General features: G+C 36.9%; 30 protein-coding genes, 1 tRNA gene and 1 pseudogene. 23 read left to right on the top strand and 9 right to left on the bottom strand.

The window, feature by feature from the left end; genetic code table 11:
- The first annotated feature begins 86 nt into the window (after positions 1-86).
- Positions 87-1,721, top strand: coding sequence for a Ppx/GppA phosphatase family protein (locus tag H6F62_RS04940; RefSeq protein ID WP_137906225.1), 1,635 nt, complete (start codon positions 87-89; stop codon positions 1,719-1,721).
- Here the strand turns inward: H6F62_RS04940 and H6F62_RS04945 are convergent.
- The 3 genes from H6F62_RS04945 to H6F62_RS04955 are packed head-to-tail and all read right to left on the bottom strand — an operon-like array spanning position 1,707 to position 2,996.
- Positions 1,707-1,847 (bottom strand): hypothetical protein, encoded by a 141-nt coding sequence (locus H6F62_RS04945; RefSeq protein WP_162501153.1) that lies wholly within the window; start codon positions 1,845-1,847, stop codon positions 1,707-1,709. The two genes, H6F62_RS04940 and H6F62_RS04945, sit on opposite strands and share 15 nt — an antisense overlap.
- A 34-nt stretch (positions 1,848-1,881) precedes the next feature.
- Positions 1,882-2,313, bottom strand: a complete 432-nt coding sequence (locus H6F62_RS04950) for a hypothetical protein (RefSeq protein ID WP_137906226.1) — start codon at positions 2,311-2,313, stop codon at positions 1,882-1,884.
- Positions 2,310-2,996: a DUF433 domain-containing protein gene (locus tag H6F62_RS04955; RefSeq protein ID WP_137906227.1), complete on the bottom strand. Its 687-nt coding sequence runs from the start codon at positions 2,994-2,996 to the stop codon at positions 2,310-2,312. Before H6F62_RS04955 ends, H6F62_RS04950 begins: the two co-directional genes overlap by 4 nt.
- A 286-nt stretch (positions 2,997-3,282) precedes the next feature.
- On the opposite strand from H6F62_RS04955, the gene H6F62_RS04960 reads away from it, so the two are divergent.
- From H6F62_RS04960 to H6F62_RS04990, 7 genes are all read left to right on the top strand, one after another.
- Entirely contained in the window at positions 3,283-6,414 is a 3,132-nt protein-coding gene (locus H6F62_RS04960; protein ID WP_190371477.1) for a plasmid replication protein, CyRepA1 family, read from the top strand.
- Positions 6,415-6,925: 511 nt separating this feature from the next.
- Entirely contained in the window at positions 6,926-8,299 is a 1,374-nt protein-coding gene (locus H6F62_RS04965) for a vanadium-dependent haloperoxidase (RefSeq protein WP_190371478.1), read from the top strand.
- 12 nt (positions 8,300-8,311) lie between these two features.
- A complete protein-coding gene (locus H6F62_RS04970) occupies positions 8,312-8,752 on the top strand; it encodes a hypothetical protein (RefSeq protein ID WP_190371479.1) in 441 nt (146 codons plus the stop codon).
- Between the two features lie 49 nt (positions 8,753-8,801).
- A complete protein-coding gene (locus H6F62_RS04975) occupies positions 8,802-9,269 on the top strand; it encodes a hypothetical protein (RefSeq protein WP_190371480.1) in 468 nt (155 codons plus the stop codon).
- A 19-nt stretch (positions 9,270-9,288) separates the two neighbouring features.
- Positions 9,289-13,521 carry a polymorphic toxin type 10 domain-containing protein gene (locus tag H6F62_RS04980; protein WP_190371481.1) on the top strand — a complete coding sequence of 1,411 codons (4,233 nt, stop codon included), beginning with the start codon at positions 9,289-9,291 and terminating at the stop codon, positions 13,519-13,521.
- A 175-nt stretch (positions 13,522-13,696) separates the two neighbouring features.
- Positions 13,697-13,915 (top strand): hypothetical protein, encoded by a 219-nt coding sequence (locus H6F62_RS04985; RefSeq protein WP_137906230.1) that lies wholly within the window; start codon positions 13,697-13,699, stop codon positions 13,913-13,915.
- Between the two features lie 4 nt (positions 13,916-13,919).
- Positions 13,920-14,318, top strand: coding sequence for a PIN domain-containing protein (locus H6F62_RS04990; protein ID WP_137906231.1), 399 nt, complete (start codon positions 13,920-13,922; stop codon positions 14,316-14,318).
- Here H6F62_RS04990 and H6F62_RS04995 read toward each other — a convergent pair.
- Positions 14,315-14,464: a hypothetical protein gene (locus H6F62_RS04995; RefSeq protein WP_190371482.1), complete on the bottom strand. Its 150-nt coding sequence runs from the start codon at positions 14,462-14,464 to the stop codon at positions 14,315-14,317. The two genes, H6F62_RS04990 and H6F62_RS04995, sit on opposite strands and share 4 nt — an antisense overlap.
- 4 nt (positions 14,465-14,468) lie before the next feature.
- On the opposite strand from H6F62_RS04995, the gene H6F62_RS05000 reads away from it, so the two are divergent.
- From H6F62_RS05000 to H6F62_RS05050, 12 genes and pseudogenes are all read left to right on the top strand, one after another.
- Positions 14,469-14,693 carry a hypothetical protein gene (locus H6F62_RS05000; protein ID WP_137906232.1) on the top strand — a complete coding sequence of 75 codons (225 nt, stop codon included), beginning with the start codon at positions 14,469-14,471 and terminating at the stop codon, positions 14,691-14,693.
- Positions 14,690-14,875, top strand: coding sequence for a hypothetical protein (locus H6F62_RS20825; protein WP_236097038.1), 186 nt, complete (start codon positions 14,690-14,692; stop codon positions 14,873-14,875). The genes H6F62_RS05000 and H6F62_RS20825 overlap by 4 nt, the downstream gene beginning before the upstream one ends.
- Before the next feature lie 5 nt (positions 14,876-14,880).
- Positions 14,881-15,081 carry a type II toxin-antitoxin system VapC family toxin gene (locus H6F62_RS21305; RefSeq protein ID WP_347238698.1) on the top strand — a complete coding sequence of 67 codons (201 nt, stop codon included), beginning with the start codon at positions 14,881-14,883 and terminating at the stop codon, positions 15,079-15,081.
- 199 nt (positions 15,082-15,280) lie between these two features.
- The gene (locus tag H6F62_RS05010) at positions 15,281-15,736 is read left to right on the top strand and encodes a PIN domain-containing protein (protein WP_137906233.1); all 456 of its coding nucleotides are present in this window, start codon (positions 15,281-15,283) and stop codon (positions 15,734-15,736) included.
- Positions 15,723-15,932 (top strand): hypothetical protein, encoded by a 210-nt coding sequence (locus H6F62_RS05015; RefSeq protein ID WP_039201908.1) that lies wholly within the window; start codon positions 15,723-15,725, stop codon positions 15,930-15,932. Before H6F62_RS05010 ends, H6F62_RS05015 begins: the two co-directional genes overlap by 14 nt.
- A 158-nt stretch (positions 15,933-16,090) precedes the next feature.
- Positions 16,091-16,357 carry a hypothetical protein gene (locus H6F62_RS05020; RefSeq protein WP_137906234.1) on the top strand — a complete coding sequence of 89 codons (267 nt, stop codon included), beginning with the start codon at positions 16,091-16,093 and terminating at the stop codon, positions 16,355-16,357.
- Positions 16,354-16,788 (top strand): PIN domain-containing protein, encoded by a 435-nt coding sequence (locus H6F62_RS05025; protein ID WP_137906235.1) that lies wholly within the window; start codon positions 16,354-16,356, stop codon positions 16,786-16,788. Before H6F62_RS05020 ends, H6F62_RS05025 begins: the two co-directional genes overlap by 4 nt.
- A gap of 142 nt (positions 16,789-16,930) precedes the next feature.
- Complete coding sequence (locus tag H6F62_RS05030; RefSeq protein WP_137906236.1) at positions 16,931-17,176, top strand: DUF1902 domain-containing protein; 246 nt, start codon at positions 16,931-16,933, stop codon at positions 17,174-17,176.
- Between the two features lie 42 nt (positions 17,177-17,218).
- Positions 17,219-17,374: pseudogene (locus H6F62_RS20830) on the top strand (DNA-binding protein); the annotation flags it as partial.
- A gap of 536 nt (positions 17,375-17,910) precedes the next feature.
- The gene (locus tag H6F62_RS05040) at positions 17,911-18,351 is read left to right on the top strand and encodes a PIN domain-containing protein (protein WP_137906237.1); all 441 of its coding nucleotides are present in this window, start codon (positions 17,911-17,913) and stop codon (positions 18,349-18,351) included.
- Between the two features lie 401 nt (positions 18,352-18,752).
- Complete coding sequence (locus H6F62_RS05045; protein WP_137906238.1) at positions 18,753-18,977, top strand: DUF433 domain-containing protein; 225 nt, start codon at positions 18,753-18,755, stop codon at positions 18,975-18,977.
- The gene (locus H6F62_RS05050; RefSeq protein WP_137906239.1) at positions 18,974-19,306 is read left to right on the top strand and encodes a DUF5615 family PIN-like protein; all 333 of its coding nucleotides are present in this window, start codon (positions 18,974-18,976) and stop codon (positions 19,304-19,306) included. Before H6F62_RS05045 ends, H6F62_RS05050 begins: the two co-directional genes overlap by 4 nt.
- Here the strand turns inward: H6F62_RS05050 and H6F62_RS05055 are convergent.
- Positions 19,303-19,554, bottom strand: a complete 252-nt coding sequence (locus H6F62_RS05055) for a hypothetical protein (protein WP_137906240.1) — start codon at positions 19,552-19,554, stop codon at positions 19,303-19,305. The two genes, H6F62_RS05050 and H6F62_RS05055, sit on opposite strands and share 4 nt — an antisense overlap.
- A gap of 242 nt (positions 19,555-19,796) precedes the next feature.
- On the opposite strand from H6F62_RS05055, the gene H6F62_RS05060 reads away from it, so the two are divergent.
- Positions 19,797-21,098 (top strand): tetratricopeptide repeat protein, encoded by a 1,302-nt coding sequence (locus H6F62_RS05060; RefSeq protein WP_137906241.1) that lies wholly within the window; start codon positions 19,797-19,799, stop codon positions 21,096-21,098.
- A gap of 38 nt (positions 21,099-21,136) precedes the next feature.
- Here the strand turns inward: H6F62_RS05060 and pyrE are convergent, their stop codons facing one another.
- Entirely contained in the window at positions 21,137-21,766 is a 630-nt protein-coding gene (pyrE, locus tag H6F62_RS05065; RefSeq protein WP_137906242.1) for an orotate phosphoribosyltransferase, read from the bottom strand.
- Between the two features lie 121 nt (positions 21,767-21,887).
- Positions 21,888-21,960: transfer RNA gene (locus H6F62_RS05070), tRNA-Arg, on the bottom strand.
- A gap of 338 nt (positions 21,961-22,298) precedes the next feature.
- Here H6F62_RS05070 and H6F62_RS05075 point away from each other — a divergent pair.
- Complete coding sequence (locus tag H6F62_RS05075) at positions 22,299-22,634, top strand: hypothetical protein (RefSeq protein WP_228036413.1); 336 nt, start codon at positions 22,299-22,301, stop codon at positions 22,632-22,634.
- Here H6F62_RS05075 and ggt read toward each other — a convergent pair.
- The gene (gene ggt, locus H6F62_RS05080) at positions 22,631-24,358 is read right to left on the bottom strand and encodes a gamma-glutamyltransferase (protein WP_190371483.1); all 1,728 of its coding nucleotides are present in this window, start codon (positions 24,356-24,358) and stop codon (positions 22,631-22,633) included. The genes H6F62_RS05075 and ggt overlap by 4 nt on opposite strands.
- Positions 24,359-24,439: 81 nt before the next feature.
- Here ggt and H6F62_RS05085 point away from each other — a divergent pair, with 81 nt between their 5' ends.
- Positions 24,440-25,591, top strand: a complete 1,152-nt coding sequence (locus H6F62_RS05085; protein WP_137906244.1) for an AAA family ATPase — start codon at positions 24,440-24,442, stop codon at positions 25,589-25,591.
- Between the two features lie 182 nt (positions 25,592-25,773).
- Here H6F62_RS05085 and H6F62_RS05090 read toward each other — a convergent pair whose 3' ends face one another.
- Entirely contained in the window at positions 25,774-26,982 is a 1,209-nt protein-coding gene (locus H6F62_RS05090; protein WP_190371520.1) for a NupC/NupG family nucleoside CNT transporter, read from the bottom strand.
- Positions 26,983-26,996: the final 14 nt, after the last annotated feature.

Consider the following 26,996-nt stretch of genomic DNA (forward strand, 5'->3'; position numbering starts at 1 on the left):
TGATTTAACATATCTTTACATTTATAGAATATCGTTATTTGCTATTTGTTCTACAGTCCTATTAATCTATTCACAAGAACAACAAGATGCTGAATTTAGTCTCGGCTAACTGGGAAAATATCACCAGTCTATCAGTTCCAGAAAATCAGATGATTGCGGCTATTGATATTGGTACAAATTCTCTACATATCGTAATAGTGAAAATTGAAGCCGCTTTACCATCTTTTACCATGATTGCTCGGGAAAAAGAAACCGTAAGATTAGGCGATCGCAATTTAATTACTGGCGAATTAAAACCAGACGTGATGCTTAAAGCGATCGCCTGTTTGGGCAGATTTAAAACCCTTGCTTATAGCTTAGGTGTTACCAGTATAGTTGCAGTTGCGACTAGTGCTGTGCGTGAATCTCCTAATGGTAAAGAGTTTCTCCACCAAATCGAAACCCAAGTAGGTTTAAACGTTGACTTGATTTCAGGACCAGAAGAAGCCCGTCGCATCTATTTAGGTGTATTGTCGGGGATGGAATTTAATAACCAACCGCACATCATTATTGACATTGGTGGTGGTTCAACAGAATTGATTTTAGGAGACAGTGAAGAACCCCGGAGTCTCACCAGTACCAAAATTGGCGCAGTGCGCTTAACCGGGGAATTAGTCAAATCTGATCCGATCACCGAAACCGAATTTAAGTACCTACAGGCTTACGCTAGGGGAATGTTAGAGCGTTCTGTAGAAGAGGTGCAAGGAAAACTGAAAATTGGCGATTTTCCCCGGTTAATCGGTACATCCGGGACAATAGAAACCATTGCTACCATTCACGCACGGGAAAAATTAGGCCTTGTTCCTTCCACTCTCAATGGGTATCAATTCAGTCTCCAGGATTTACGCACCTGGGTAACTCGCTTACGTAGAATGACTAATATAGAACGGGCTGCCATTCCGGGGATGCCAGAAAAAAGGTCAGAAGTAATACTTGCAGGAGCAGTAATTTTACAGGAAGCTATGACCTTGTTAGGCTTAGAATCCTTAACAGTTTGTGAGCGATCGCTCCGGGAAGGTGTGATTGTAGACTGGATGCTGGCTCACGGATTCATTGATAACAGGCTGAGGTTTCAAAGTTCCATTCGTCAACGCAGTGTATTAAAAACTGCAAAAAAATACCAGACTAATTTAGAACATGGCGATCGTGTAGCCGCTTTTGCCCTCAGTATATTTGATCAAACTCAAGCGCAAATACATAATTGGGGTGCAAATCAACGTCAATTATTATGGGCTGCTGCGGTTTTACACAATTCTGGTCATCACGTATCACATTCAGCACACCATAAACATTCATACTACTTAATCAGAAATAGTGAATTACTGGGATATAACGAAACCGAAATTGAAATTATCGCCAATATAGCCCGTTATCACCGCAAATCTCCACCCAAGAAAAAGCATGAAAACTATCGAAATCTACTCCACAAAGAACATCGGACAATGGTTAATCAACTCAGCGCGATGTTAAGATTAGCAGTAGCTTTAGACAGAAGACAAATAGGTGCTATTGCTCATATTCAATGTGAATATCAGCCCAATTTTCAAGAATTTAAGATGTTGATATTTCCCTCATCAATTGAAGATGAATGTGGGTTAGAAATGTGGAGTTTAGATTACAAAAAAGGAGTTTTTGAAGAAGAATTTGGTTTAAGATTTGTGGCAAAATTAATGAATAGATAAAGTTGCTATGAGCATCATAAATGATAGCTGACAAATTTTTAGTATTGTCGGGTGGGCAATGCCCACCGACAGGGGGACGAAATCAGCTAATTGAGAGATTTTATAAGCTTTATAGTATTTAGACATTGTTAATATTATAATTAATATAATTAAAACTTAATTAAAACTGCTGCATTTCTGCCAATAACATCTGACTGTCTTTCCAAGACGTTATTTTGCCATCACGAGAAATTTTAGCAATAAATGGAGCAGGATGCTTACGAACAAATCTTTGCATTTGTTCAGTTGCTTTGATAAATATTTCTGCCATTTCTTCCCCTTTTAAACCTTGGGAAGTTAAAATAAACATTTTTATTTGAGCGCGAGCAACAGCAATTCTTTCTAATTTGTTTCTGCTGATTCTATCATCTTTAGTCAAAACAACCCAGCCTCTTTGACCTATCTCTGGTAGCCAGTCTACATCTTGAGTGCCTTGACCAAAATGTTGATCATGAATTTCAACTTGAATACCTGCATGGCGCAGTTTTTCTGGAACAGTTCCTGTACCTAAGCACCTATCAGTAAAAAAGGTAATTGATTCAGGTTCACTCATGCAGCAGGTAGTTCACAGCGGATAGCTTCTTCAATTTTCAGGCGATCGCATTTATAATCACAAGCTAGATCCTGAATTGACTCACCAGCCTTTAATCTTTGAGCCAAAACAGTGGTAGGAATTCCTGTCTCAGCAATCACAAGACGACCAAAAGCAATTCTAGGATCAATTACAACAATGCGGGGGTTATTTTCCTCTTGAGAAGCAGTAAAGGGAAAAAGTTTCATAGCAAATCCATTTTTATCAAACTCAATGCGTTGAAAATGAGTATTGAAAGTGCTTTTCAAATCTGTTCGCCAGTATTCTGAGGCATTAAACAAAGAAGCATATTTTTCTATGAATAAGTCAACCCCATTTGTTGAGAATTTTTCACTGGCTAATGGATGTAATACTTGAAACTTCTCCTCAATATAATCAAGAGCTATTCTTACCTTGTCTCGTTGCATTTGGTGGTGTTTACGAATAGCTCTAAGAACATGAATTTCAACGAGGTTAGTAAATGAAAGGAGTTTAGGTTTAATATCTTGAGTTAAAATTAGTGGTTTTGAGAAATTAGAACCATTTGAGATTGAAACTGTCCAAGAGCGAATTGTACCTACCGGAATACGTAAGTATTTTGCAGCATCACTAATGGAGTAGATGGCAATATCTCTAGGATCAGTTTCTCCATAAAGGTTTTTCATAAATGTACCTACCAGAGATTTTCATGTTTATCATTTATATCATAAAATCTATCTGACTAAGAATAGCCAATACGTATAAGTAAAAATTATATGTATATATAATTATAATACAAATTTATTATTTTTACAGTTTCATGGCTAAAACCAAACCTTGATATATTCACAGAAGTATTTATATAAACAAAGTTAAAAAAATAACACTTAAATTTAGAAAATTATTTTATAAAAAATCAACCCAGTCATGTTAAAGTTTTAATTTCCTTATATTCCTTAGCTGCTTCAGCTTATGCATCTGCATTCTTTACATCCGCAACACCTTGAAGAATTAGTCAAGAGCAGTGGTATAAATTTAGACTTAATTTGTTTAAACTTTAAATCGCTTCAAAGCACAAATGCTTATGAATACCTGCTGATTTCTGACAAACTCCCCCGCACCAACACAGGGATGATTAAAAGTGCATGGTTACAGCGTTATACCCATATTACCGAAGGTGGTTGGTGGTGTTCTGGACTAGATCCCCTCAACAATTGGCATAAAATGGAATGGGGATGTTTTAAACCCAACCAACCGCGACAAAACCAGAAAGGTAAATCAATCAAATATGAACACCCTCCCAGCACAGCCACACGCATATTTTGTTTACGCATATCTTTAGAAATTTGGCAACAAGTTGGACAACTTTACAACTTAGAAATACCGGAAAAAATCACCATCAATGATGACGGTGAAGCCGAAGGTTTTTGGGAATGGGTAATTAAAAACAAGATATCCATTGTCATTTGTGAAGGTGTGAAAAAAGCCGCAGCACTATTAACCCAAGGATACGTTGCTATTGCTATTCCTGGTATTAATAGCGGTTATCGAGTTATTAAAGATGAATTTGGCAAAGTTACCAGTCGGCAATTAATACCTGATTTAGCAGCATTCACAAACACAAAACGCGACTTTCATATTTGTTTTGATTTTGAAACTCAACAGAAAAAAATTGCCGCCGTCAATAATGCCATTTCCCAACTAGGTTGTTTATTGCAACAACAAAATTGTCATGTTAAAGTTGTAGAACTTCCAGGAAAAGAAAAAGGAGTTGATGAATTTATCATTGCCAAAGGAGCAATAGCATTTGATAAAATTTATCGTCAAAGTGTAGATTTAGATATTTACATTGCCAAAAGCAAACCCCACACAGAGTTAACAATTCCCGCTGCAATTACTGTTAACTGTCCCTATTTGGAAAAAATTCCCTTTCCCACATCTGGCTTAGTGGGAGTAAAATCAGCCAAAGGTACAGGTAAAACCACCGCATTACAAGGGATTGTTCAACAAGCAAAAAGCCGCAATCAACCAGTTTTATTAATTACCCATAGAATCATCTTAGGAAGGTTCTTATGTGATAAAATCGGCATTAAATGGGGAATTGAACATGAAACATGGAGTATAGAATCTGATGAATTACCCGTTACTTATCCTTTACCAATTACACCATCTTTAGGATTGTGTGTAGATTCAATTTGGAAATTAAAACCTGAAGATTGGCGAGGAGCAATATTAATTTTAGATGAAGTTGAACAATCATTATGGCATTTACTCAACAGTGAAACCTGTAAACAAAAACGAGTTAAAATTCTCCAAGTTTTCCAACAATTAATTTCTACAGTGATCACAGATGGAGGTTTAATAATTGCCCAAGATGCCGATTTATCAGATGTATCTTTAGAGTATTTACAGACTTTAGCAGGAATTAAATTAACTCCTTGGCTAGTTGTCAATGAATGGAAACCGGAAAAAGGTTGGGATACAACTTTTTATGATTCACCTAATCCCACACCTCTAATTCATCAATTAGAATTAGATCTAATTGCTGGACGTAAATGCTATGTAACCACCGATAGTCGTTCTGGTCGTTACAGTTGTGAAACTATTGAGCATTATTTAAGAGAACGGTTGCAAAAACTCAAAAAAGAATTTCCCGAAACCTTAGTAATTAGCAGTCATACCACTAATACACCCGGTCACGCAGCCGTTGATTTTATAGCGGCTATTAATCAGAAAATTACAGATTATCATACTGTTTTTGTTACCCCTAGTTTGGGAACAGGAATTAGTATTGATGTTCAACATTTTGACCGAGTTTATGGTATTTTTCAAGGGGTGATTCCTGACTCAGAAGCCCGTCAAGCTTTAGCAAGAGTCAGGGATGATGTTCCCCGCATTGTTTGGTGTGCTAAACGGGGTATTGGCTTAATTGGAAGTGGGAGTACAAATTATCGTTTACTATCTCATTGGTATCAAGAAAATCAAAAGGAAAACCTAGCTTTACTAAGTCCATTGCATAAAATAGATGTGGATTTACCTTTAGTTTATGATCCCATTCATTTACGTACTTGGGCAAAATTATCTGCAAGAGTTAATGCTTCTATTCGTCTCTATCGTCAATCAATGCAAGAAGGATTGATAACTGATGGACATCAAATTCAAATGCGAAGTGATGAAGTACAAAATAACATTCTGCGTGATTTACGCTTGGCATTTTTCGCCACTGAACCTAGTGATTTAGAAAACCGTAAACGCTTAATTTTGGAAATTGTCAAAGTTCAAAAAGATTGGGCGCAAAGTCGTCAAAAAGTCAAGGAAATTAAAGGCAAAATCAAAGACATTAAACAGCAAAATCAACTAGCAAACGCAAATTCTGTGGCTAATGCTAGGGATATTGGTTATATCGAATATGAAGAGCTATTAACTAAACATTCTCTCACCCATGAAGAACGTCATCAAGTTAATAAGTATATCCTCAAACAAAGGTATGGAATTGTGGTTACTCCCCAACTGAAATTACAGGATGAAAAAGGATATTATGGACAATTATTAATTCATTATTATCTCACTCATGAAAGTGAATATTTTCATGTTAAAGATCAGCAAGAATGGAATCAGCAATTATTTTGGGGTGAAGGTAAAGTTTTTCTCCCAGATTTAAAAACTTATACACTCAAGGTGGAAGCTATGCGGGCTTTAGGAATGCTACAATTTCTGGAATTACAGCGCGTATTTAATGAAAATGATCCTGATTTAATCTGGTTGAAAAATGTAGCTATGCAAAGTAGTAAACACATTAAACGCGCTTTAGATATTGATTTAGTTAGAGGTAAAGAAGCTGTTTCAGGAATTAAGATATTAAACCGACTTTTGGGTTTATTGGGGTTGAAGTTAAAACAAGTAAATGCTGGTTATCAAATTGATTTAAAAACTTTAAATGATGGTAGAGAAAAAATATTTGCAATTTGGCAAAACCGGGATGATTTGATGTTGACTTCTTTGCATAATCACGAACGTGAAATTGTGGATTTGTCTAGAAGGGATGAATATGAATCTGTACTTATGAATTACAGCAGATTTCAACTTTGTGAGGTACAAAAATAGCACTCGCCCACCCTCTCCTCGCAAGGGGAGAGTTGGGGAGGGGTTGTACTTCATAAACCTAAAATCGGCTGTAATACCGAATTAAGGTAAAGCTGTATCAAATTTCCAGAATAATTGACCTGGAATGACCGCAAATAAACGCAGATAAAATTAATTTCAGATACCCAATTTTCTCAGTGATCTACAGACAATTGTTATTAGTCACACTAGTAAATTTTTTAATACAAAAATATACAAATCTTTATATAGAAAATCTTGCTTATACTTTACTCCTAATGGTATTCTTGGCGCTGATAATGCGGGTAAATTTACATTTACTGACGTACCTCTCATATTAGGGGATAACTCCTTTACTATTAATGCACAAGATATAGCAGGAAACACCAGCACCTTTACCACAATTATCAAACGAGTTGCACAAGATAACAGTGATGTAGTATTAGATTGGAATGGGATTTTATTAAATGCCATTTATGAAGATAAGACAACACCACCAGTAGCTTCTCGCAACATGGCCATCACCCAAACTGCGGTTTTTGATGCTATAAACACAATTACTGGAACTTACAAAAACTATCACTTCACAGGTACAGCACCAACAATTGTATCAGCAGAAGCCGCAGCCGCAAGCGCAGCACATCAAGTTTTAATTAATCTCTATCCTGGACAAAAATCCTATTTTGATAATGCTTTAACCGCTTCCTTAGCAGAAATTACCGACGGTACAGCAGAAGATAATGGTGTGACATTTGGATGCACTGTAGCTGATGATATTTTAACTTTAAGACGTGGAGATGGGTCTAGTAATACTATTACTTATACACCAGGAACTAACCCCGGACAATGGCAACCAACGTCCCCAGGATTTGCTCCTGCTTTATTACCACAATGGGGACAAGTGACACCATTTGCGTTAACCAGTGGTGATCAATTCCGTCCTGATGGTACACCCGCTTTAAACAGTGCTGAATATACCACAGAATTTAATCAAGTTAAAGATTTAGGTAGTAAAAATAGCACCACTCGCACGGCGGAACAAACACAAATTGCTAAATTCTGGGCTGATGGTTCTGGTACATTTACACCATCTGGACATTGGAATCAAATCGCCCAAAATGTTGCTGCAACTAAAGGTAATTCTTTAGTAGATAATGCCCGGTTATTTGCATTATTAGATATTTCCTTAGCTGATGCGGGAATTGCAGCGTGGGATGCTAAATATCATTATAATTTCTGGCGACCAATTACCGCTATTCAAAATGCAGATAGTGATGGTAATGCTAATACTATTGCTGATGCTACTTGGACACCTTTATTAACTACTCCACCATTCCCAGAGTATGTTTCTGGACATAGTACGTTTAGCGGTGCGGCGGAAACTATCTTAACAGGATTGTTAGGTAATAATGTTAGTTTTACCACTAATTCTTTAGGAACTCCTGGTATTTATCGTACTTTTAGTAACTTTACAAATGCAGCTAATGAAGCAGGAATTAGTCGCATTTATGGAGGTATTCATTTTAATTCGGCTAATGTGGAAGGGTTAGCAACTGGTAGAAGTGTCGGTAATTATGTTCTGGATAATTTGTTAGCACCTAAGTTAACTGTCATGCCAGGACAGCAGTTAAAACTCGAATCTAAAGAGATTTTTGGGAAAAATGCCAATTTTGCCCTTGAAAGTGAGCAAAACCTACCTACAGGCAATTTAGACAGCGATGGAACATTAATTTTTAAACCTTCCCCCACACAAATTGGCAGTTATGATTTTACCTTAGTCGCTAGAGATGGTGGGGAAGTGACAAGTAAGAAATTTAATTTAGCTGTCGTTGCTGATACGGAAACAACAACCAGAATTAGCGGTGTAATTCAAAATGTTGGACAATAACCTTTGGCTGGGGTGAAAGTTAAAATCGGTGATATTTCTACTACCACAAATGCAGATGGTTCATTTATTTTGACTTTAAATCAAGTACCATCTGCTGATGCAGCATTGATTATTGAACCAGGTCAACAGGTCAATAATATTGTTTATCCATCTATTGCGGAAAAACTGCCTTTACTGTTGGGACATGATGTTTATACCAATGTGAAAAATATTATTGATCGTCCCATTTATTTACCACCAATTGATATTAGTAATGCCCAAACAATTGACCCAACAATTACTCAAACTGTTACCAGTGCAGCTATACAAGGTTCAGCAGTAAAGGTTTTTGCTAATAGTTTATTTAATCAAGAAGGTCAACCCTATACAGGACAATTAAGTATTACCACAGTTCCCACAGAACTTACTCCGGCCGCATTACCAGAAAATCTGCGTTATCAGTTTACGTTATGATTCAGAACGAGCAGATGCTAGACCAATTTTGCATTTTGGTTATAACAATGTGCCGAATAATTCTAATTTGAGATTGATGGCTGAATTAACAATTAAACGGGGTGATTTTAAGTTAGAAGTACCCGGTTTTGTTGGCGGTCAATTTGGCTTAAATGGCGGGGAAAATTTCTGGTCAATTCCTAATGGTGGTGGGAAGATTGATGCTGCACTACAGGCAGATTTGAGAACTTTAGATTCAGGTCGTTATGATTATGATTTAACCACTGGATTAATGCGATTAAATAATAATCAGTTGAATGGTTCTACTTCTACCAGTAAGGGTAAATTCCTACATATTAATACTGTAAATAGTGCTTTTGGTAGTGGTTGGGGATTAGCTGGTTTACAGGAAATATTTGTTAATGCTGATAATTCAGTAATTATTATTGATGGTGATGGTAGTGAGTTATTGTTTGAAAAGAAAGCAGATAATAGCTATAAATCACCAGTAGGCGATTTTTCCACCTTAGAACGTTGATGGTACTTTCCGCTGCACGATGACAGATAAAACCGTTTATAGTTTCAATGGGGAAAATCTGTTAACAAAAATGCGCGATCGCATTGGTAATGAAACTCAGTATGTCTATGAAAATCGCCGGTTAATGAAAATGGTTGATCCGGTAGGTTTAGAAACTACTTTTACCTACAGCAATAATAGAATTACAGAAATAACAGATCCTGCTGGTCGTAGCACTAAATTAACCTACGATACTAATGGTAATTTAATCAAAATTACAGATCCCGATGGTACAAGTCGTACTTGGGAATATGACCCTAATCATCTAATGATTTCTGAGGTTGATAAGCGAGGAAATAAAGAACAGACATTCTATGACTTTGCAGGAAGAGCAGATCGAGCTATTCGTAAAGATGGTTCAGAATTAGATTTTGATCCTGTACAAGTGCAAGGTTTATATGCACCAAATAAAACTATTGATCCCGTAAATGTGCCTCTTGCCTTTCAGTTGGGAAATGCTGCATCTACCTATACAGATGCTAATGGTAAGAAAATAGTCAATAATCTTGATCAAGCCGGGCAAATAGTATCATCTTCTGATGAAGTTGGTTTATTACCTGCTGTCCAACGGAATGAACATAATCTGGTTACTCGACAAACAGATGCCAGAGGTAACGTTACATCATTTACTTATGATGATAATGGTAATGTCTTGAGTATTCAAGATTCGCTCGCATTTATTTCTCCTAGTGGAAATGCTTTAATTATCAGTAATGGTCTAAATACTGATGGAACACCTTTTATAAAAGGATTACTTGAAGAAGCTGGCATTACAACTACAATTGTTAATACAGTACCCAATACCTTAACTGGATTCACTCAAGTTATAGATAATAGAGTTGACAATGCATATCCACTAAGCGAAGCAGATCAAGCACTTTATTTAGGATTCTTACGGGGAGGAGGGGATTTATTATTAGTAGGTGAAAATAACAATTTTGCTACTCGCAATAATTCTATTTTAAACCTGATTCAATTAGCTGGTGGTGGTTCACTGAATTTTGTTGAACCTGCTTTTGTACAAAAAGTTTTATCGCCCTTTAATAGTCCTAATCTGATTTCTGATGGCAATGTCACCTATGGAGGGGTAGCAACTGGAGGTGTGACAAATCCAGGAACAGGGCAATTTGTGACAGTAGATAATGCAAATCGGGGTAGTACACTCTACTTTGATGACAATGATCTTCCTAACGCTCTTGGTGGCAAACTAACCGTTATGTTTGATACCAACTTTTTCCTGACTACAAATGATGTGACAGATAATCAAAACTTAATTAAAAATATAATAAGTTTTGAACGTACACCTCGTCGCTATACTTACGATCCAACTTTTAACCAACTCACCAGCATGACTGATGAACTTGGTCATCAAACTCTTTATCAAATTGATCCCAATAACGGTAATCTTTTATCTCTAACTCAGGTAGTGGGTGAAGTTGGTGGCAATGATGATATTATTACCCAATTTACCTACACAAATAATGGCTTAGTTGACCTGATTACTGACCCTCTAGGACGGATTACTGATAGTGATTATGATGCGAATGGTCGTTTAATTTCCATCATCTACGCTAAGGGAACAGCAGACGAAGCTAAACGCCAATTTGAATATGATTTAGCAGGTAATCAAACCGCAATTATTGATGAAAATAGTAATCGCACTACCTTTGAATATGATGCACTGAATCGGTTAGTGAAAATTATTGAAGCTGACCCCGATGGCAATGGTCCTTTAACTTCTCCGATTACTACCTATAGCTATGATGCTGATGGTAATTTGATATCAACTACTGATGCTGTAGGTAATGTGAATCAGAATACCTACGATAAGTTGAATCGGTTGATTGAAAATATTGATACACTCAACCAAAAGACCAGCTATAGTTATGATTCTTTGGGTAATTTACTTTCAGTGGTTGATCCTTTAGGACATAAGACTGAGAATAAATATGATGCTCGGAATCGGGTGATTGAAACAATCGCTCCTGATTTGGGTAGCACTAAGTTTACTTACGATTTGAGTAATAATCTGGCTTCTGTTACTGATCCTGTAAATAATAAGACTATATTTGCTTATGATGCACGCGATCGCCTCATTAATGAAACCGACCCATTAGGAAAATCTACTCAATATCAATATGATCCCGTTAATAATTTGATTGCGAAAACTGACCGCAATAATCGCCGAACTGAGTTTAAATATGATGACATCAATCGTCTAAATCAGGAAAAATGGGTAGGAACTGATCAGGTAATTAATTACAGCTACGACAAAGCTAGTAACCAAACTGCGGTTAATGATAAGTTTAGTTCCTTAGCATTTAATTATGACAATAGAGATCGTTTATTGTCTGTAAATAATGCTGGTACTCCTGGTTTTTCTAATGTTGTCCTTAATTACTCCTACGATAAAGTAGGCAATGTTCTCTCTGTTGCTGACAGGATTAATAATGTGGCAGGTGGCAATAACTCCTACAGTTATGATGCTTTAAATCGCCTGACTAAATTAACTCAATCGGGTAATAATGTCAGTGATAAAAGAGTTGATTTTGCTTACAATTCTCTTGGACAATATACCTCAATTAATCGCTATGCTAACCTCACAGGAACTCAGTTAGTCAATGGCACAACCTACACCTATGATTCTCTCAATCGTCTCACGAATTTAAACCACAGTAACGGTACAAATAATGTCGCTTTCCATAACTATGTTTATGATGCAGCGAGTCGCATTACTAAAATTACTGATGTTGATGGCGCGACAGATTACACCTACGATAATCGCGCCCAGTTAACAGGTGCTAATCACAGTAATGCTAACAACCCAGATGAATCTTACACCTACGATGCAAATGGCAACCGGATCACCTCAAATATTCACGGGAATGGGTATGTAACAGGTCAAGGCAACCGCCTACTATCTGATGGTAAATATAATTATGAGTATGACAACGAAGGGAATTTAACCAAGCAGACAGAAATTGCTACTGGTAAGGTGCAAGAGTTGACCTGGGATTATCGTAACCGCTTAGTGGCTATGGTTGATAAGGACGCTGAAGGTAACGAGACGCAACGGGTTGAGTTCACCTATGATGCTTTCAATCGCCGCATTGCTAAATCTGTAGATACCAATCCTCAAGATACAACTCCCGCAGTGGTGAAACAGTTTATCTATGACCGTAGTAATGTGCTGTTAGAGTTTGTGGATAGTGATGGTGCGGGTGCAAATCAGCCTGTTTTAGATAAACGCTATCTGCATGGTGCAGGTGTTGATCAGGTTTTGGCACAGGAAAGTGCTGGTAATGTGGTCTGGCATTTAACTGATCATTTGGGAACGATTCGGGATTTGGTGAATAATAGCGGTGCAGTGGTGAATCATTTTGTTTATGATTCCTTTGGTCAGGTAATTTCTGAAAGTAATCCTGCTATTGATACTCGTTATCTGTTTACGGGAAGAGAGTTTGATCAGGAGATTGGGCTTTATTATTACCGTGCGCGGTATTATAACCAAGCTACGGGAAGATTTTTGAGTGAAGATCCGATTGGATTTAATGGTGGGAACACTAACTTATTTGGTTATGTAGGGAATAGTCCAATATATTCCAATGATCCTAGCGGTGAGTTTGCAAATCTTCTTATCGGTGGAGCAACAAGTGTCTTATTTGGTTATGCTATATCAAAGCTTACTGGATCTTGTTATTCTTTAAATGACGCTCTATTTGATTTTGGAACAGGAGCAATAGGAGCGGGTTTAGCAAGTAAAGCAGGGAAATTATTACAATTAGGACGAAGAACTGGCATTCCTAATACGGTAGCACGAGTTGTTCCTAGTAATACACCTCTTACAACACTAGGAAAACCAGGTAATCCAGAGGTTTTTGTAGCTGCTGCTGAGGATATTAAATATTTAAATGCAAATCAAATTGCTTCACGATTAGGAATTGATCCTTCCAAGACAGGAAGTTTTACAGTAATTGAGTTTTCTCCGAATGGTCTTAAACGAACTTATTCTGGAGCGCCTGGAGTAAACAACAAATATATCGAAGGTGGTTACACATCAGGTGGAGCGAGAGAATATTTAGTTTCTAATACATCTATTCCATCTAATGCCTCAGTCCGAACAGTCGGGAATATATTCCCTGAACGAAGTGCTGGTATTGGCGGATTAACAGGAGGCGCTGGAGGTGCTGGTCGTGATTGTGGATGTGATTAATGTGAAAACTTGATCGCTGTTTGGGGATGTGGGGGTGCGATAGCGCAAGCGCTGCTGCAAGCAGTTCGCTTTTGGGAATGTGAGGGGCGATCGCTTTGATGCTTTCAGGAATGGTAAAGGAAATAAACTGAGGTATAATAGAACTAACAAGCAAATAAAGACTAGGAAAATAGATATGATTACAGTAGAATTTCAAACCACTATTGAAAATGGGATGATCAAAATTCCCGAACAGTACCAACAACAGTTAAAACAACCCAATATAGTTAAAGTCACTCTTCAACAAGACACTTCTGAACAGTCTGTAAATTACCTCCAATATTTATTAGAACATCCGTTAAATATAGAAAAATTAACTCCAATGAAACGAGAAGGAATTTACGAAAACGAATAAAAAAATGACATTTTTAGATTCAAATATCTGGATATATGCACTTAATCAGAGTCAAGATATCCGAAAACATCAAATTGCTAACCATCTAGCCACACAAACAGGACTTTATTTAAGTACTCAGGTAATCAATGAAGTTTGTGTAAACTTAATCAAAAAAGGAAATTTTTCTGAAAATCAAATTCAAAATCTTATTCAAGGTTTTTATCAAATTCATCATATCATTGAACTTGATTTGAATATATTGTTAACAGCATCCACATTAAGAACAAAATATTTATTCTCATTTTGGGATAGTTTAATTATCGCCAGTGCACTATCAGTTAATGTGAATCAACTCTATTCAGAGGATATGCAACACGGTTTTACAGTGGAAGGATTACAGATTATTAATCCTTTTCTCTAAGCGATCGCTTTTGGGGAATGGGAGGGCGATAGCGAGGCGCTGCTGCAAGCAGTTCGCTTTTTAGGGATGTAAGGGGCGATCGTTGGTTTTAGAAATTGGTGCGATCGCGCTAAAATGATTGCAGTAGTATCTTGCAAGGTAGCCAACTATATGCCATTAAAAGAACTCTTAAACGAAGCTAAAAATTTAGACATTCAGGAGCAAATCCAACTAGCTACACAACTATTGCAATGGGTAGAAATAAAGATTAATCAAAAGTCTCAAGACTCCTCATCCAAACAGCTACGCCAAGCAGGACTTGGTTTAGGATCTTGCATATTTACTGCTGATTTTGACGATCCATTACCCGATGAATTTTGGCTAGGAGAATCATGAAATTGTTGCTTGATACTCATGCTTTCATGTGGTGGCATAGCGATCCAGAGTGTATTCCTAAAAGCACAATACACTTACTTCAAGATCCTGATAATGAAGTAATTATTAGCGTTGTCAGTCTATGGGAAATGCAAATCAAAATTCAGCTAGGCAAACTTGCTTTGCTCTCAGAGACGATCTAGAACTTATGCTAAAGATTCAGTGGGAGCGAAATAATATCAGGTTAATATCTGCAACACTTCCTCATATTTTGGAATTAAAAACTTTACCACTGCACCATAAAGATCCCTTTGATAGAATGCTTATAGCTCAATCCAAAGTTGAAAATGCAACATTAGTTAGCCGTGACTCCGTTTTTAAAAGTTACGAATGCTCCGTGATTTGGTAATTATCATCTTGTGAAATTAGCGATCGCTTTTGGGGTGTGGGAGTGTGATAGCGCAAGCGCTGACTTGTCAGTTCGCTTTTTAGGGATGTCAGGGGCGATAGCGCAAGCGCTGACTTGTCAGTTCGCTTTTGGGATGTGGGAATGCGATCCCTATAACCAGTAATATAAAAAGCAGTAGTACAGTGGCTAAACATGAAACATGACTCTCATTTATCTAGACTATAACTGCTTTCAGCGTGGCTTTGATGATCCAAGACAAGTTAGAATCCAAATGGAGGCTGTAGCTTGCCAAGAGATATTTACTCAAGCTCAAACAGAACAGGTAACTCTAGTTTGGTCTTTTATGCACCAAGATGAAACCGAATTATGTCCATTCATTGATCGTAAATATGCAGTGTTGGGCATGATCAGTTTGTGTAAAATAAAGGTAGCTCCAAAAACTGAAATAGTAGAACAAGCCCGTTTATTTCAGCAGTCGGCTAACCTATCAAGTAAAGATGCTTTACACTTGGCCTGTGCTGTTAATATTCAAGCTGATTTTTTCTTGACTTGTGATGAAAGTTTGAGGAAGCAATCTCAAAAATTACAGCTAGAGATAGCAATCATGAACCCTATTGACTATATTAGGAAGAATGAAAATTATGAAAATCAATAATATTATGGATGATACAGAAATTAGAGTACAAGGTATAAATGCTCTGTATAAGTCTCTTGGTTCAGCCGCAGCTATACGTTTTTTGAACTTACTACACAAAACGCCTACTGATTATGTAGAAATCTCTCGCACAATATATAAAGATCAAACTATAGATGAAATTTTTGCTAGAGCAAAAGAAAATTGGCAAGATTAATTAGCTCATGCGATCGCCTTTCTGTTCAGGATGTGGGAGTGTGCGTAAGCGAAGTGCTGCTGCAAGCAGTTCGGTTTTTGGGAATGTGAGGGAGAGCGATCATATTTTTAGAGGTATAATAGAACATAAAATGTATAAGTCCATTGCAAAAAACAAAAATGATATCTATCAAGCTAGATCGAGAAACGGAAACATACCTAGCAGAAATCATTACTCAAGAGAATACTACCTCTGAAGAACTGCTAAAAAAACTAATTTATCAACATTGGCAAACCATAAAACCTCGTCAAACCCTAGCTCAAAGACGAGGAAAACATCCAGAAAACCTATTACAAGATGCTGCTCCTAATTTATCATTACGAGAAAATCGTAAAAAAGACGTTGCAGAGCATATTCAAAACCGCCATCAAAAATATCATCAATGAATGATTATCCTCCTATTATTCTTACTGATAGCAGTATTTTATTTGCTTACTACAGCGTGCAAGATAATTATCATAAATCCGTTTGTAACTTTTTTGAACAATGTTCAAGTGAACTGATTACAACTATTCCTTGCGTGACCGAAGTGATGTATCTTTTGAGTAGAGATTATCGGACACAAAATGAATTTCTCAATGATTTAGCTCAAAAACTTTATCGTTGTATTCCTCTAATACCAGAAGATTTTACTCGCATTAGAGAACTTAATCAACAGTATGCAGACTTACCAGGGGATTTTGCTGATTTGTCATTAATTACTATCTCTGAACGGCTCAATATTTCATCAATTATTACATTAGATAGTGATTTTGATATTTACCGCAGTTATCGAAAACAGCCTTTTGAAAGAGTGTATTTAGATTTACAACGTTAGAGAATGATAGCGAAGCGCGACCTAGTAATCGCCTTTTTTGGGATGTGGGGGCGATTGGGGCAACATAAATTATTGAGAGCGATCGTTCCTGGGATGGGAGGTATAATTGGGGGATGCGATCGTTGTGTCATGGTGTACGTTTATGAGTGAATTATCTTTAAAAGTCCATGCTTTCTGGGATGAAGAGGCTCAAGTCTGGACTGCCTCTAGTGAAGATGTACCCGGTTTAATAACAGAAGCTAGTTCTTTAGAATATCTAGAGCAGAAGCTCATGATTATGGTTCCAGAGCTTTTAGAACTGAATCAAGTGATCTCAGGTGATTCAGGTCAAGAAATTTCAATCGATATCATTAGTCAACGGATTAGTAAAATCCTAGTGAATGTGTGATATGGCAAAATCATTTACTCCTGAACTTAAGAAAATCCTTTTGCCTTAGCCACTGTTTATCAAGTAGATTATTTGTTAACATGGAACTGTAAACATATTGCTAACGCACAAATCCAGAAAAAACTCTCATAAATTAGTATTCAATCTGGATATGAACTACCAACAATTTGTACACCTTATGAACTTATGGGAGATTAACTATGTAGAAAGATGAAGTATTAGAAGAAATTTACAAAATTCGAGAAGAACACGCTAAATCTTTTAATTATGATTTGCATGAAAATTGTCAAGATTTAAGGAAAAAACAGGTAGCTAAAAACAGAAAAATTATTACTCAACCTCTTATCAAATCACTATCCTAAACTAAGTTTTGGTATTGAGGGGGCGATAGCGCAAGCGCTGACTTGTCAGTTCGCTGTTTGGGATGTGGAGGTGCGATCGCTGCTATAATACAAACAGTTACTCTTTTTTGGAAAAAACACTATGGAATTAGTCACCTTAAATCAATCAGGACATCTGCAAATTCCTGAAATTATTAGACAACAGTTAGGTTTAAATAATGAATCCAAACTATCATTATAAGTTCAAGACGGAAAACTAATTTTAAAACCCATCAAAGAAGAACCATCACTTTACTATGAAGGTCATGTATTAGTCTCGGATGTGGAATTATTAACAGATGCTAATTCAATAATTGAAGAACTCAAAAATGAAAGAATGAATCAAGTAATTTCATGGTCAAAATATTATTTGATACATCAGTTTTAGTTGCGGCTATTTTAGTTAAACATCCTCATCATTTTCCTTGTTGGTCATGGCTAGAAAAGGTGAAAACCTCACTTGAAGGATTTATAATTACTCATACCTTAGCCGAATTGTTCTCAGTTATATCTTCTTTTCCTTCTCAACCTCGTTTTTCACCTCAAATCACTCAGAGGCTTATTCAGGAAAATCTCAAAGAATTTCAGATTATTTCTTTAACTGAAGATGATTATTATCAAGCTACAGAAAATATGGTCAATTTAGGGTTGACGGGAGGAGCAATTTATGATAGTTTAATCGCTTATTCTGCTTTAAAAATAGAAGCGGATAAAATCTTAACTCTTAATGGGAAACATTTTCTCCGTCTTGGCGATTCCATTGCTGAGTTAGTAGAAGTTCCATCATATAAATAGCTGGTTTAAACTCAAAATTCACAATATCTAGCTATAGTAAATTATAGAGGTTGATCGCATTTGGGGATGTGGAAATGGGATCGCTGTTTGGGGGATGTGGGAAGGGCGATAGCGCAAGCGCTGCTGCAAGCAGTTCGCTTTTTAGTAAATACTGGAAGTGCGTAAGCGTTGCGCTACTGCAAGCAGTTCGCTGTTGGGGATCTGGAATGGCGATAGCGTTGCGCGACCTAGGAATCGCTTTTTTTGGATGTGGAAAGTGCGTTAGCGAAGCTTACCGTAGGTATTGCTTTTTGGGATATTGGGAGAGCGATAGCGAAGTGCGACCTAGAAATCGCTTTTTAGAGGGTTTGGGTTAAAAACTTAGGATATAATGATTGAAGATTCAAAAGAAGAGCTTAATTATGAATTACCAAGACATTATTACCATTGAATCAGGAAAACGCAGTGGAAAACCCTGTATTCGGGGAATGCGTATAACCGTGTACGATATTTTGGAATATCTAGCAGGTGGTATGACAGAAGCAGAAATTCTCGAAGATTTTTCAGAACTGACATCTGAAGATATTAGAGCCTGTCTATCTTTTGCTGCTGATCGAGAGAAAAAGTTATTTGTCGCTGCACTATGAAACTGCTATTAGATGAAAATCTGTCAGATCGGATTATTAATAAAATTATTGATCTATATCCCGATTCAGCACACGTTAAGACTTTAGCACTGATAAATACTGATGATGCAATTATATGGGAATATGCTAAAGCGAATAGTTTTGTGATTGTTTCCAAAGACTCTGATTTTCATCAACGTAGTTTACTTTATGGTCATCCGCCTAAGTTTATTTTTCTTCGTATTGGTAATAGTCCTACATCAAAAATTGTGCAGATTTTGACAGATAATTTTGTCACAATCATTCAGTTTGACAGCAGTGAAACAGAAAGTATTTTGGTCTTAACCTAACTTGGAGTACGATCGCCAATCTTATCGGGAGATGTGGGAGTGCGATAGCGAAGCTTACCTAAGGTATCGCTTTTGGGGTGTGGGGGGCGATAGCGAGGCGCTGCTGCAAGCAGTTCGCTTTTTGGGATGTGGAAGGTGCGATCGATACGACAGACTACGGCTATGCACTGAATAGGGAAAGTTTTGGAAGTTAATACGAATCGCTTTTTGGGGGATGTGGGAGGTGCGTAAGCGTTGCGCTGCTGCAAGCAGTTCGCTTTTTGGTGGGTTAGCAGGAGTCTTACCACCTATTTGCCAGCAGTATCCTTTGAGAAATCAGGGATCTATCTATGGTAAAATCTATTTTGTGTGCTTATTGGTGACAAATATGGCGCTGTGTATTTGAACGAGATCCAAAATTTACCTAAAAACTATACACCACAGGACTTTTAACTCTGTTCTCTGTTGCCTATTCTCAGCTATAGATTTTTTCTCTATTCTCTCTTTATTTATGAATCAAAATGTTATTAATACTTTACATCAACAGGGTTTAGATCATTATCGTAGGAGTAATTATCAACAAGCAATTGCTAGTTTTGATGCAGCTTTAGCATTATCTGCTAATTTTTCCATGGCGTATATTAATCGTGGTAATATCTTTCATATTTTAGGTAATTATGAAAAAGCGATCGCTGATTATAACCAAGCTATAAACATCAATCCTAATTTTGCTCAAGCTTACCATAATCGTGGCAATAGTTATTATGCTTTGCAAAAATACCAAAATGCTATTAATGATTATAATCGTTCTCTAGAAATTAATCCCAATTTTGCTACAGCTTACTACAATCGCGGTTTAATTTATGCTCATCTCCAAAATTATCACCAAGCAATTAAGGATTTTAATCAAGCATTAACAATAGTTCCTGATGATATTCAAGTTTACTATCAACGGGGTTTAATTTATGGCAATCTAGGGGATTATCACCAAGCAATTAGCGATTATAATCAAGCATTACAAATTAATCCTGATTTAGATATAGTATATGCTTTTCGAGCTAATGCACATCACCAATTAGGAAATTATGAAAATGCAATTACTGACTATAATCAATCATTACAAATTAATCCCCTTTTAGCTACAGCTTACTATGGACGGGGAACGGTGCGGGAAGCTATGCAGGATTTTGTCGGTGCTGTTGCAGATTATACTCAATCAATATCAATCACCCCAGAATTTGCTCCAGCATATTGCAAACGAGGTGACGCTCACAAGTTTTTAGGTAATATACAAGCAGCAATTAAAGACTATAACCAGGCTTTAACAATAGATTCTGACTTTTTAGCCGCCTATTATCACAGAGGAAATATTCGTTATACAGTCAAAGATTTTAATGGTGCAATCAGTGATTTTACTGAGGCTTTACGATTGTATCCCCAATCCGCTGTATTCTATAGCGATCGCGCTAATGCCCGTTATGCTCTGAATGACTATAAAAAAGCCATATCTGATTATACCCAAGCAATCAGTATTAACCCTAATTTAGCTGAAGACTGGTTTAATCGTGGTCGCAGTTACTTTCTTTTAGGAGAATTAAAAGCAGCATTAACAGATTTAACCCAAGCAATACATTTACAACCACGTTATCCCCTAGCCTATTTAGTCAGAGCGGATATACATAGACAACTGGGGAATCAGTTAAACGCAATTACGGATTTCCGCAAATCCGCTGATCTTTATTACCAGTCAGGAAATATACAATATTATCAGGAGCTTACCAAGCTGATTTCCAGAATTTCCGAGGTGGGTTAACAACAGCGTCACCCACCACACCATGTTACCAATACACGTTACTCTATCGTAGATTTAACTTCTCGATAGCGTTCCTGAAGATCCTGAATCGTAAATAAAGCCTGAAATTGCAACCCAGCAGACTCATATAACTCCCCACCCCCTTGCAATCTATCTATCAGTGAAATTACCATATTTACAGTATAACCTGCTGCCTGTAATCGTTCCACGGCTTTGAGTGCAGATTGTCCAGTTGTTACCACATCTTCCAAAACTACGACTTTCGCACCCTGGGGTAAACTCGGACCTTCAATGTAAGCCATTGTACCGTGTCCCTTGGCTTCCTTGCGAATAATTAAAGCTGGTATTGGTCTATTTTCATAAACAGAGACTACACTCACTGCTGATACAATAGGATCAGCCCCTAAAGTTAAACCAGCTACAGCCTGAGTATCTTCAGGTAAGATATGTAGCAATAATCTTGCCATGGCTAAAGCACCCTGGGGATGAAGTGTTACTTGTTTCCCGTTAATATAGTAAGAACTACGTTGTCCAGAAGAGAGAACAAAATCACCCTCTTGATAAGCAAGCTGACAAAATAAATCTAGTAGCTGATGACGGAGAATAGTTAAATCAGTATTAACCGCCCAAATATTTGAGTTATTGTGGGTTTGAGTGGAATAAGACATTATAAACCATGAAAAGTTGTGTGAAACCAAACCTAAAACTCAACAGAGTTTTCAAATTAAGCATAAATTAAGACTTAACTCAAGCAAGCATAGACTTTTATGGTTAGCCTTGCAAATAAAATGAGCGCGGAGGGACTTGAACCCCCGACCCACAGGACCGGAACCTGTTGCTCTATCCACTGAGCCACGCGCCCTTGCATATACATTCAACACTATAACATACTTTTTGAATTTGGTGAAAATTAAATTCTTAGTCATTTTGTATGTTAAATTTTATACTTAAATTCAACTCTAAAATCTTTTTCACCATATAATTTAGTATCGTAATAATTTAGTATCGTAAGCGATCGCACTTTATTTTTTAGCACAAGTTGGTAAAATCAAAATATGAGTAAAAACATAGTTGTTGGATCTAGCAGTGCGAAGCCGTCAAATCCCTTATTTCCTGTTTATTTTGACTTTAGTTATCATAATTTGCTTTAGTAATTTCTGGCATAAATTACCAAATTTTCCTTGTAAAAATGACGGATTTATGATTAGTGAAAGTACAAAATATTATATTCATCCTAAGAAAGTTGTGGTTCGTCCTTGGTTAGGTCAACATCATGTATATGCTGTGTTTATGCTACCAAATAATTATTCACATGATCCTTTAATTAAAGTTAATTTACCATTCAATCAAACCTTCTGTGGAGTTGTAGCAAATCGTAGTCAAACTATAGCTGGAATTAATGCTAAACCGGGACATTATTTAGTAAAAGCATATTTACAAACACGCACTGCAATTAAGTTTATTCTCACAGGTAAAATCAATGATCTCAAAGAAGTAAAAAATTGGCAATTAGGTTATGGTCAAAAAGAGAATTAATAACCCTTTGGAGAACCATCACCGCGAGGATCGGCCGCTGCTTCTAGGGTATCATCTTCTGTAACTGTGATGGCATTTGCATTACCCCAAGGTCGAGTTTCCCTGATTTTATGTCCCCGTCGGCGTAAGTCTTCAGCGGTTAACGCATCTAAACCCCATGCTTCCACTCGCAATTCATCTGGTAGCCATTGGTGATGTATGCGGGGGACCGAAATCGCTGTACCAACATCCATTTTGGATTCTAAAACATTCAAAATTATTTGCAATACTTGGGTAATAATGGTACTACCACCTGGCGCTCCGACAGCCATTCGCAAGCGATTATTTTCGGTGATAATGGTGGGTGTCATACTAGAAAGGGGCGTTTTTTTGGGTGCTATACTATTAGCTTCCTTACCCACTAAACCAAAGGCGTTTGGTACTCCTGGTGCAACTGCAAAATCATCCATTTCATTATTTAAAACTATTCCTGTTCCGGGTGTGACAATTCCCGCACCAAAACCTAAGTTAATTGTGAAGGTTAAACTGACGGCGTTTCTATCTGCGTCCACTACATTTAAATGACTGGTTTCTGTTGATTCATGAAATTTTGAAGTTTTCAGTCCAGGTTTAATTTCTGTTGATGGTCTTGCCATTTTCATGTTAATTTCTTGACGACGTTTTTGGGCATAAGCTGGGCTAATAAGTTGAGAAATTGGAACTTTAACAAAATCAGGATCACCTAAATATTCGGCGCGATCGCTATAGGCAATTTTCATTATTTCTATGATTAAATGTATAGCATCGGGGTGATGCCATCCCCAAGACTTTAAGTCTGTGTCACCGATCATATTTAACATTTGTAATAAGTTAACTCCTCCAGATGATGGTGGGGGCATAGAACAGATTTTACTTTTACGAAAGTTACCACATACAGGATTGCGCCAGATTGCTTGATATTGTTTTAAATCTTCAATAGTAATTAAACCGCCATTCTTCTTCATGTCTGAGGCTATTGTTTCAGCAATTTTTCCCCTGTAGAAACTTTGAGGATTTTCAGAAATTGCTTCTAAAGTTTTAGCTAAATCAGTTTGAATTAATTTTTCTCCTGGTTGATAATATTCACCATTACGAGTAAATATTTTTTTAGCTGCGGGGTTTTTTAGTATTGCTTGTTTACGGTTTTCGTAAGCTGCTGAAGAACGCCAAGCAACCCTATCACTAATTATAAAACCATTTTTAGCCAGTGCAATTCCAGGTTTCATAACCTCTCGCCAAGGTAACTTACCATAACGACGATGAACTTCATACATACCCGCTACAGTCCCCGGTGTTGCTACTGCTAAATAACCAGTAATACTCGCGCCGGGTCGCACTTTTCCCTCAGCATCTAAATACATATTTTTAGTAGCTTTAATGGGTGCGCGTTCTCGAAAATCTAAAGCTTTAATTTCCCCGGTTTTTTGAGAATGAAAAAGTAAGAAACCACCGCCACCAATACCAGCAGAAAAAGGTTCAACTACTGAAATAGCGAAGGTTGTAGCTACTGCTGCATCTACGGCATTTCCGCCTTTTTTTAACATTAAAAGTCCAGCTTCACTGGCCAGAGAATTTGCAGAAACTACCATTCCCCTTTTACTACGGAGGGGCAGGGTGATGGTAGCTGATACGGCTTGACTGGTGAGGATAGCAGCAAAGAAGATAAAGGAGATGATTAGGTGTTTTGTTTTGGTAATCATGGGCATTTTTAGCGTAAATTAAAGCGTGCAAAAACTAGTTAAATGATAAAATACTATTTATTCATCACCATTGGCAAGACTTAGATTATGAACTCATTTGAACGGATAACTATTGAAGGATATCGTCGCTTGTTTAATGTACAAGTTGATATGCGTGATCGTCCTCTGACAGTCATGATTGGTGCTAATGGTGTGGGTAAAACTTCTTTGTTAGAAATTTTTTCACTTTTAGCAGCATCAGCAAATGCTCAATTAGCAAACAAAATTTCTGAATTAGGTGGACTACCTGATATTATTACCCGTGATAGAGCCAATAGTATAACTATTTCTTTGTCTATGAGCGTACCAGGGTATGCACCACTTGATTACCAACTGGAAGTTGCACTAAAAGGTTTCACCTATGAAATTGCATTAGAAACACTAACTGAAAATAATCCCTTGGTTTTAGAACCATTCAAGCATATTAATTCACTTGGATTGGATGTGAAGTATTTTAGTACAGAAGATCAAAAATTATTACGTCCAAATTGGGATCATAATCCCTTGGAAACTTCTCTTGCTCAAGTTCCCAAAATGTATCAAGAACCTGAGAATCTACGTAAAAGATTAGCATCATGTACATTTTACGGTGCATTGAATGTTGCTCCTAAAAGTCCAGTTCGTTTACCACAATCAATGCGTCCTACAAGCCTACCTGGTGCTAATGGTGAAGATCTAGTTTCCTGTCTTTATTATTTACGAGAAACTGACCCAGAACGATTTGAAATTATTGAAGATACTCTAACTGCTGCTTTTCCAGATTTTGAAAGATTGGGTTTTCCTCCCGTAGCAGCAGGAACTATCACAATGACATGGAAAGATAAGAATTTTTCTAAACCTATTTATATGCACCAATTATCAGAGGGAACTTTGCGGTTTATTTGGTTAATAACATTATTGCAAAGTCCAGGTTTAACTGCTGTTACTCTTATAGATGAACCAGAAGTTAGTTTACACCCAGAATTATTAAGATTACTGGCTGATATGATGCGGGAAGCATCACAAAAAACTCAGCTAATTGTGGCCACTCATTCCGATAGATTAATTAGATTTTTGAAACCTGAAGAAGTGTTAGTTTGTGATGCTGAAGATGGTCTAACTACTATGAGATGGGGTGATAGTTTTAATTTAGAACATTGGCTAGAAGAATATAGTTTAGATCAAGTTTGGGCAATGAATTTAATGGGAGGTCGTCCATGAAAATAGCAATTTTAGTTGAGGGTGCAACGGAAACAGCATTTAAGCAAGTTTTATTAGGTTTTCTGATATTACGATAATATTAAATAAACAAAACAGGTTTTTATTGAAGCATGAATTAACCCACATAAACCCAATTTAAAATTAAGAAATGCTGCTAAAGTCTATCAGCAATTTTATTCTGATTAAATCAACATTCCCGCAATTCCAGCAGTGATAAAACCCGCCAATAATCCGCCAATCATTGTTTTTACACCCATACGTGCTAAGTCTTTTTGACGGTTTGGTGCGATTCCTGTCATCCCACCAATGGTAATTCCTATTGAGCCAATATTGGCGAAATTACATAAGGCATAAGTAGCAATAATTATTGAACGTTGAGAAATTTCCTGTTTTTTAATCAGTTCTCCCAAATCCAAATAGGCGATAAATTCATTTAAAATCGTCTTTTTACCTAATAAAACCCCAACTTGTCCACAGTCAGCCCAAGTTATCCCCATTAACCAGGCTACAGGAAACATAATAAAAGACAACATCCATTCTAGTGATAATTGCGGATAACCAGATAATTTTCCCAACCAACCTAAACCAGCATTAACAGCGGCCAATAAACTTAAAAAAGCAATAATTATTACTCCCACATTCACCGCTAATTTTATGCCGTCAATTGCTCCAGAAGTCGCTGCGTCAATCACATTAACATAATTACTTTTGATATCTATATTAACTTTTCCAGTAGTGTCCGACACTTCTGTTTCTGGATACATAATTTTTGATACTATCAGAGAAACAGGAGAAGTCATAAAAAAAGCTGCAATTAAATGTTCTGGGGGAATGCCAAAAGATAAATAAGCACCTAATACCCCACCAGCAATAGTAGCAAAACCACCAGTCATAACGGCGTGTAATTCGGATTGAGTCATATTTGCTACATAAGGCTTGACCATAAGTGCCGCTTCTGTAGGTCCTAAGAAAATATTTCCTGCACAAGACAAAGATTCAGAACCCGATGTTTTCATGGTTTTCATCATTACCCATGCTAAACTGTTGACAACTCTTTGCAAAATACCATAGTGGTAAAGAACACTAATAAATGATGAGAAAAAGATGATTGTTGGCAGAATTTGAAAAGCAAAAAAATGATCTTTGAAATTTTCACCAAAGACAAATTTTGCCCCAACATCAGAAAAAGCTAAAAAATTAGCAACCATATTTCCTAAAGATTTAAATAAATTCAAACCCCAAGGAGTTTTGAGAATTACTAAAGCTAAAACAAATTCTAATCCTAACCCCCAAGCAACGGTCCGCCAACGCACAGCATTACGGTTAACAGAAAGGGCATAGGATATGGTGATAAAAATGCAGATTCCCAGGGACGAAATAACACGCTCCATATTCGGTATTTTAA

Source organism: Anabaena sp. FACHB-1391 (assembly GCF_014696755.1).
GTDB classification, from domain to species: domain Bacteria; phylum Cyanobacteriota; class Cyanobacteriia; order Cyanobacteriales; family Nostocaceae; genus Dolichospermum; species Dolichospermum planctonicum.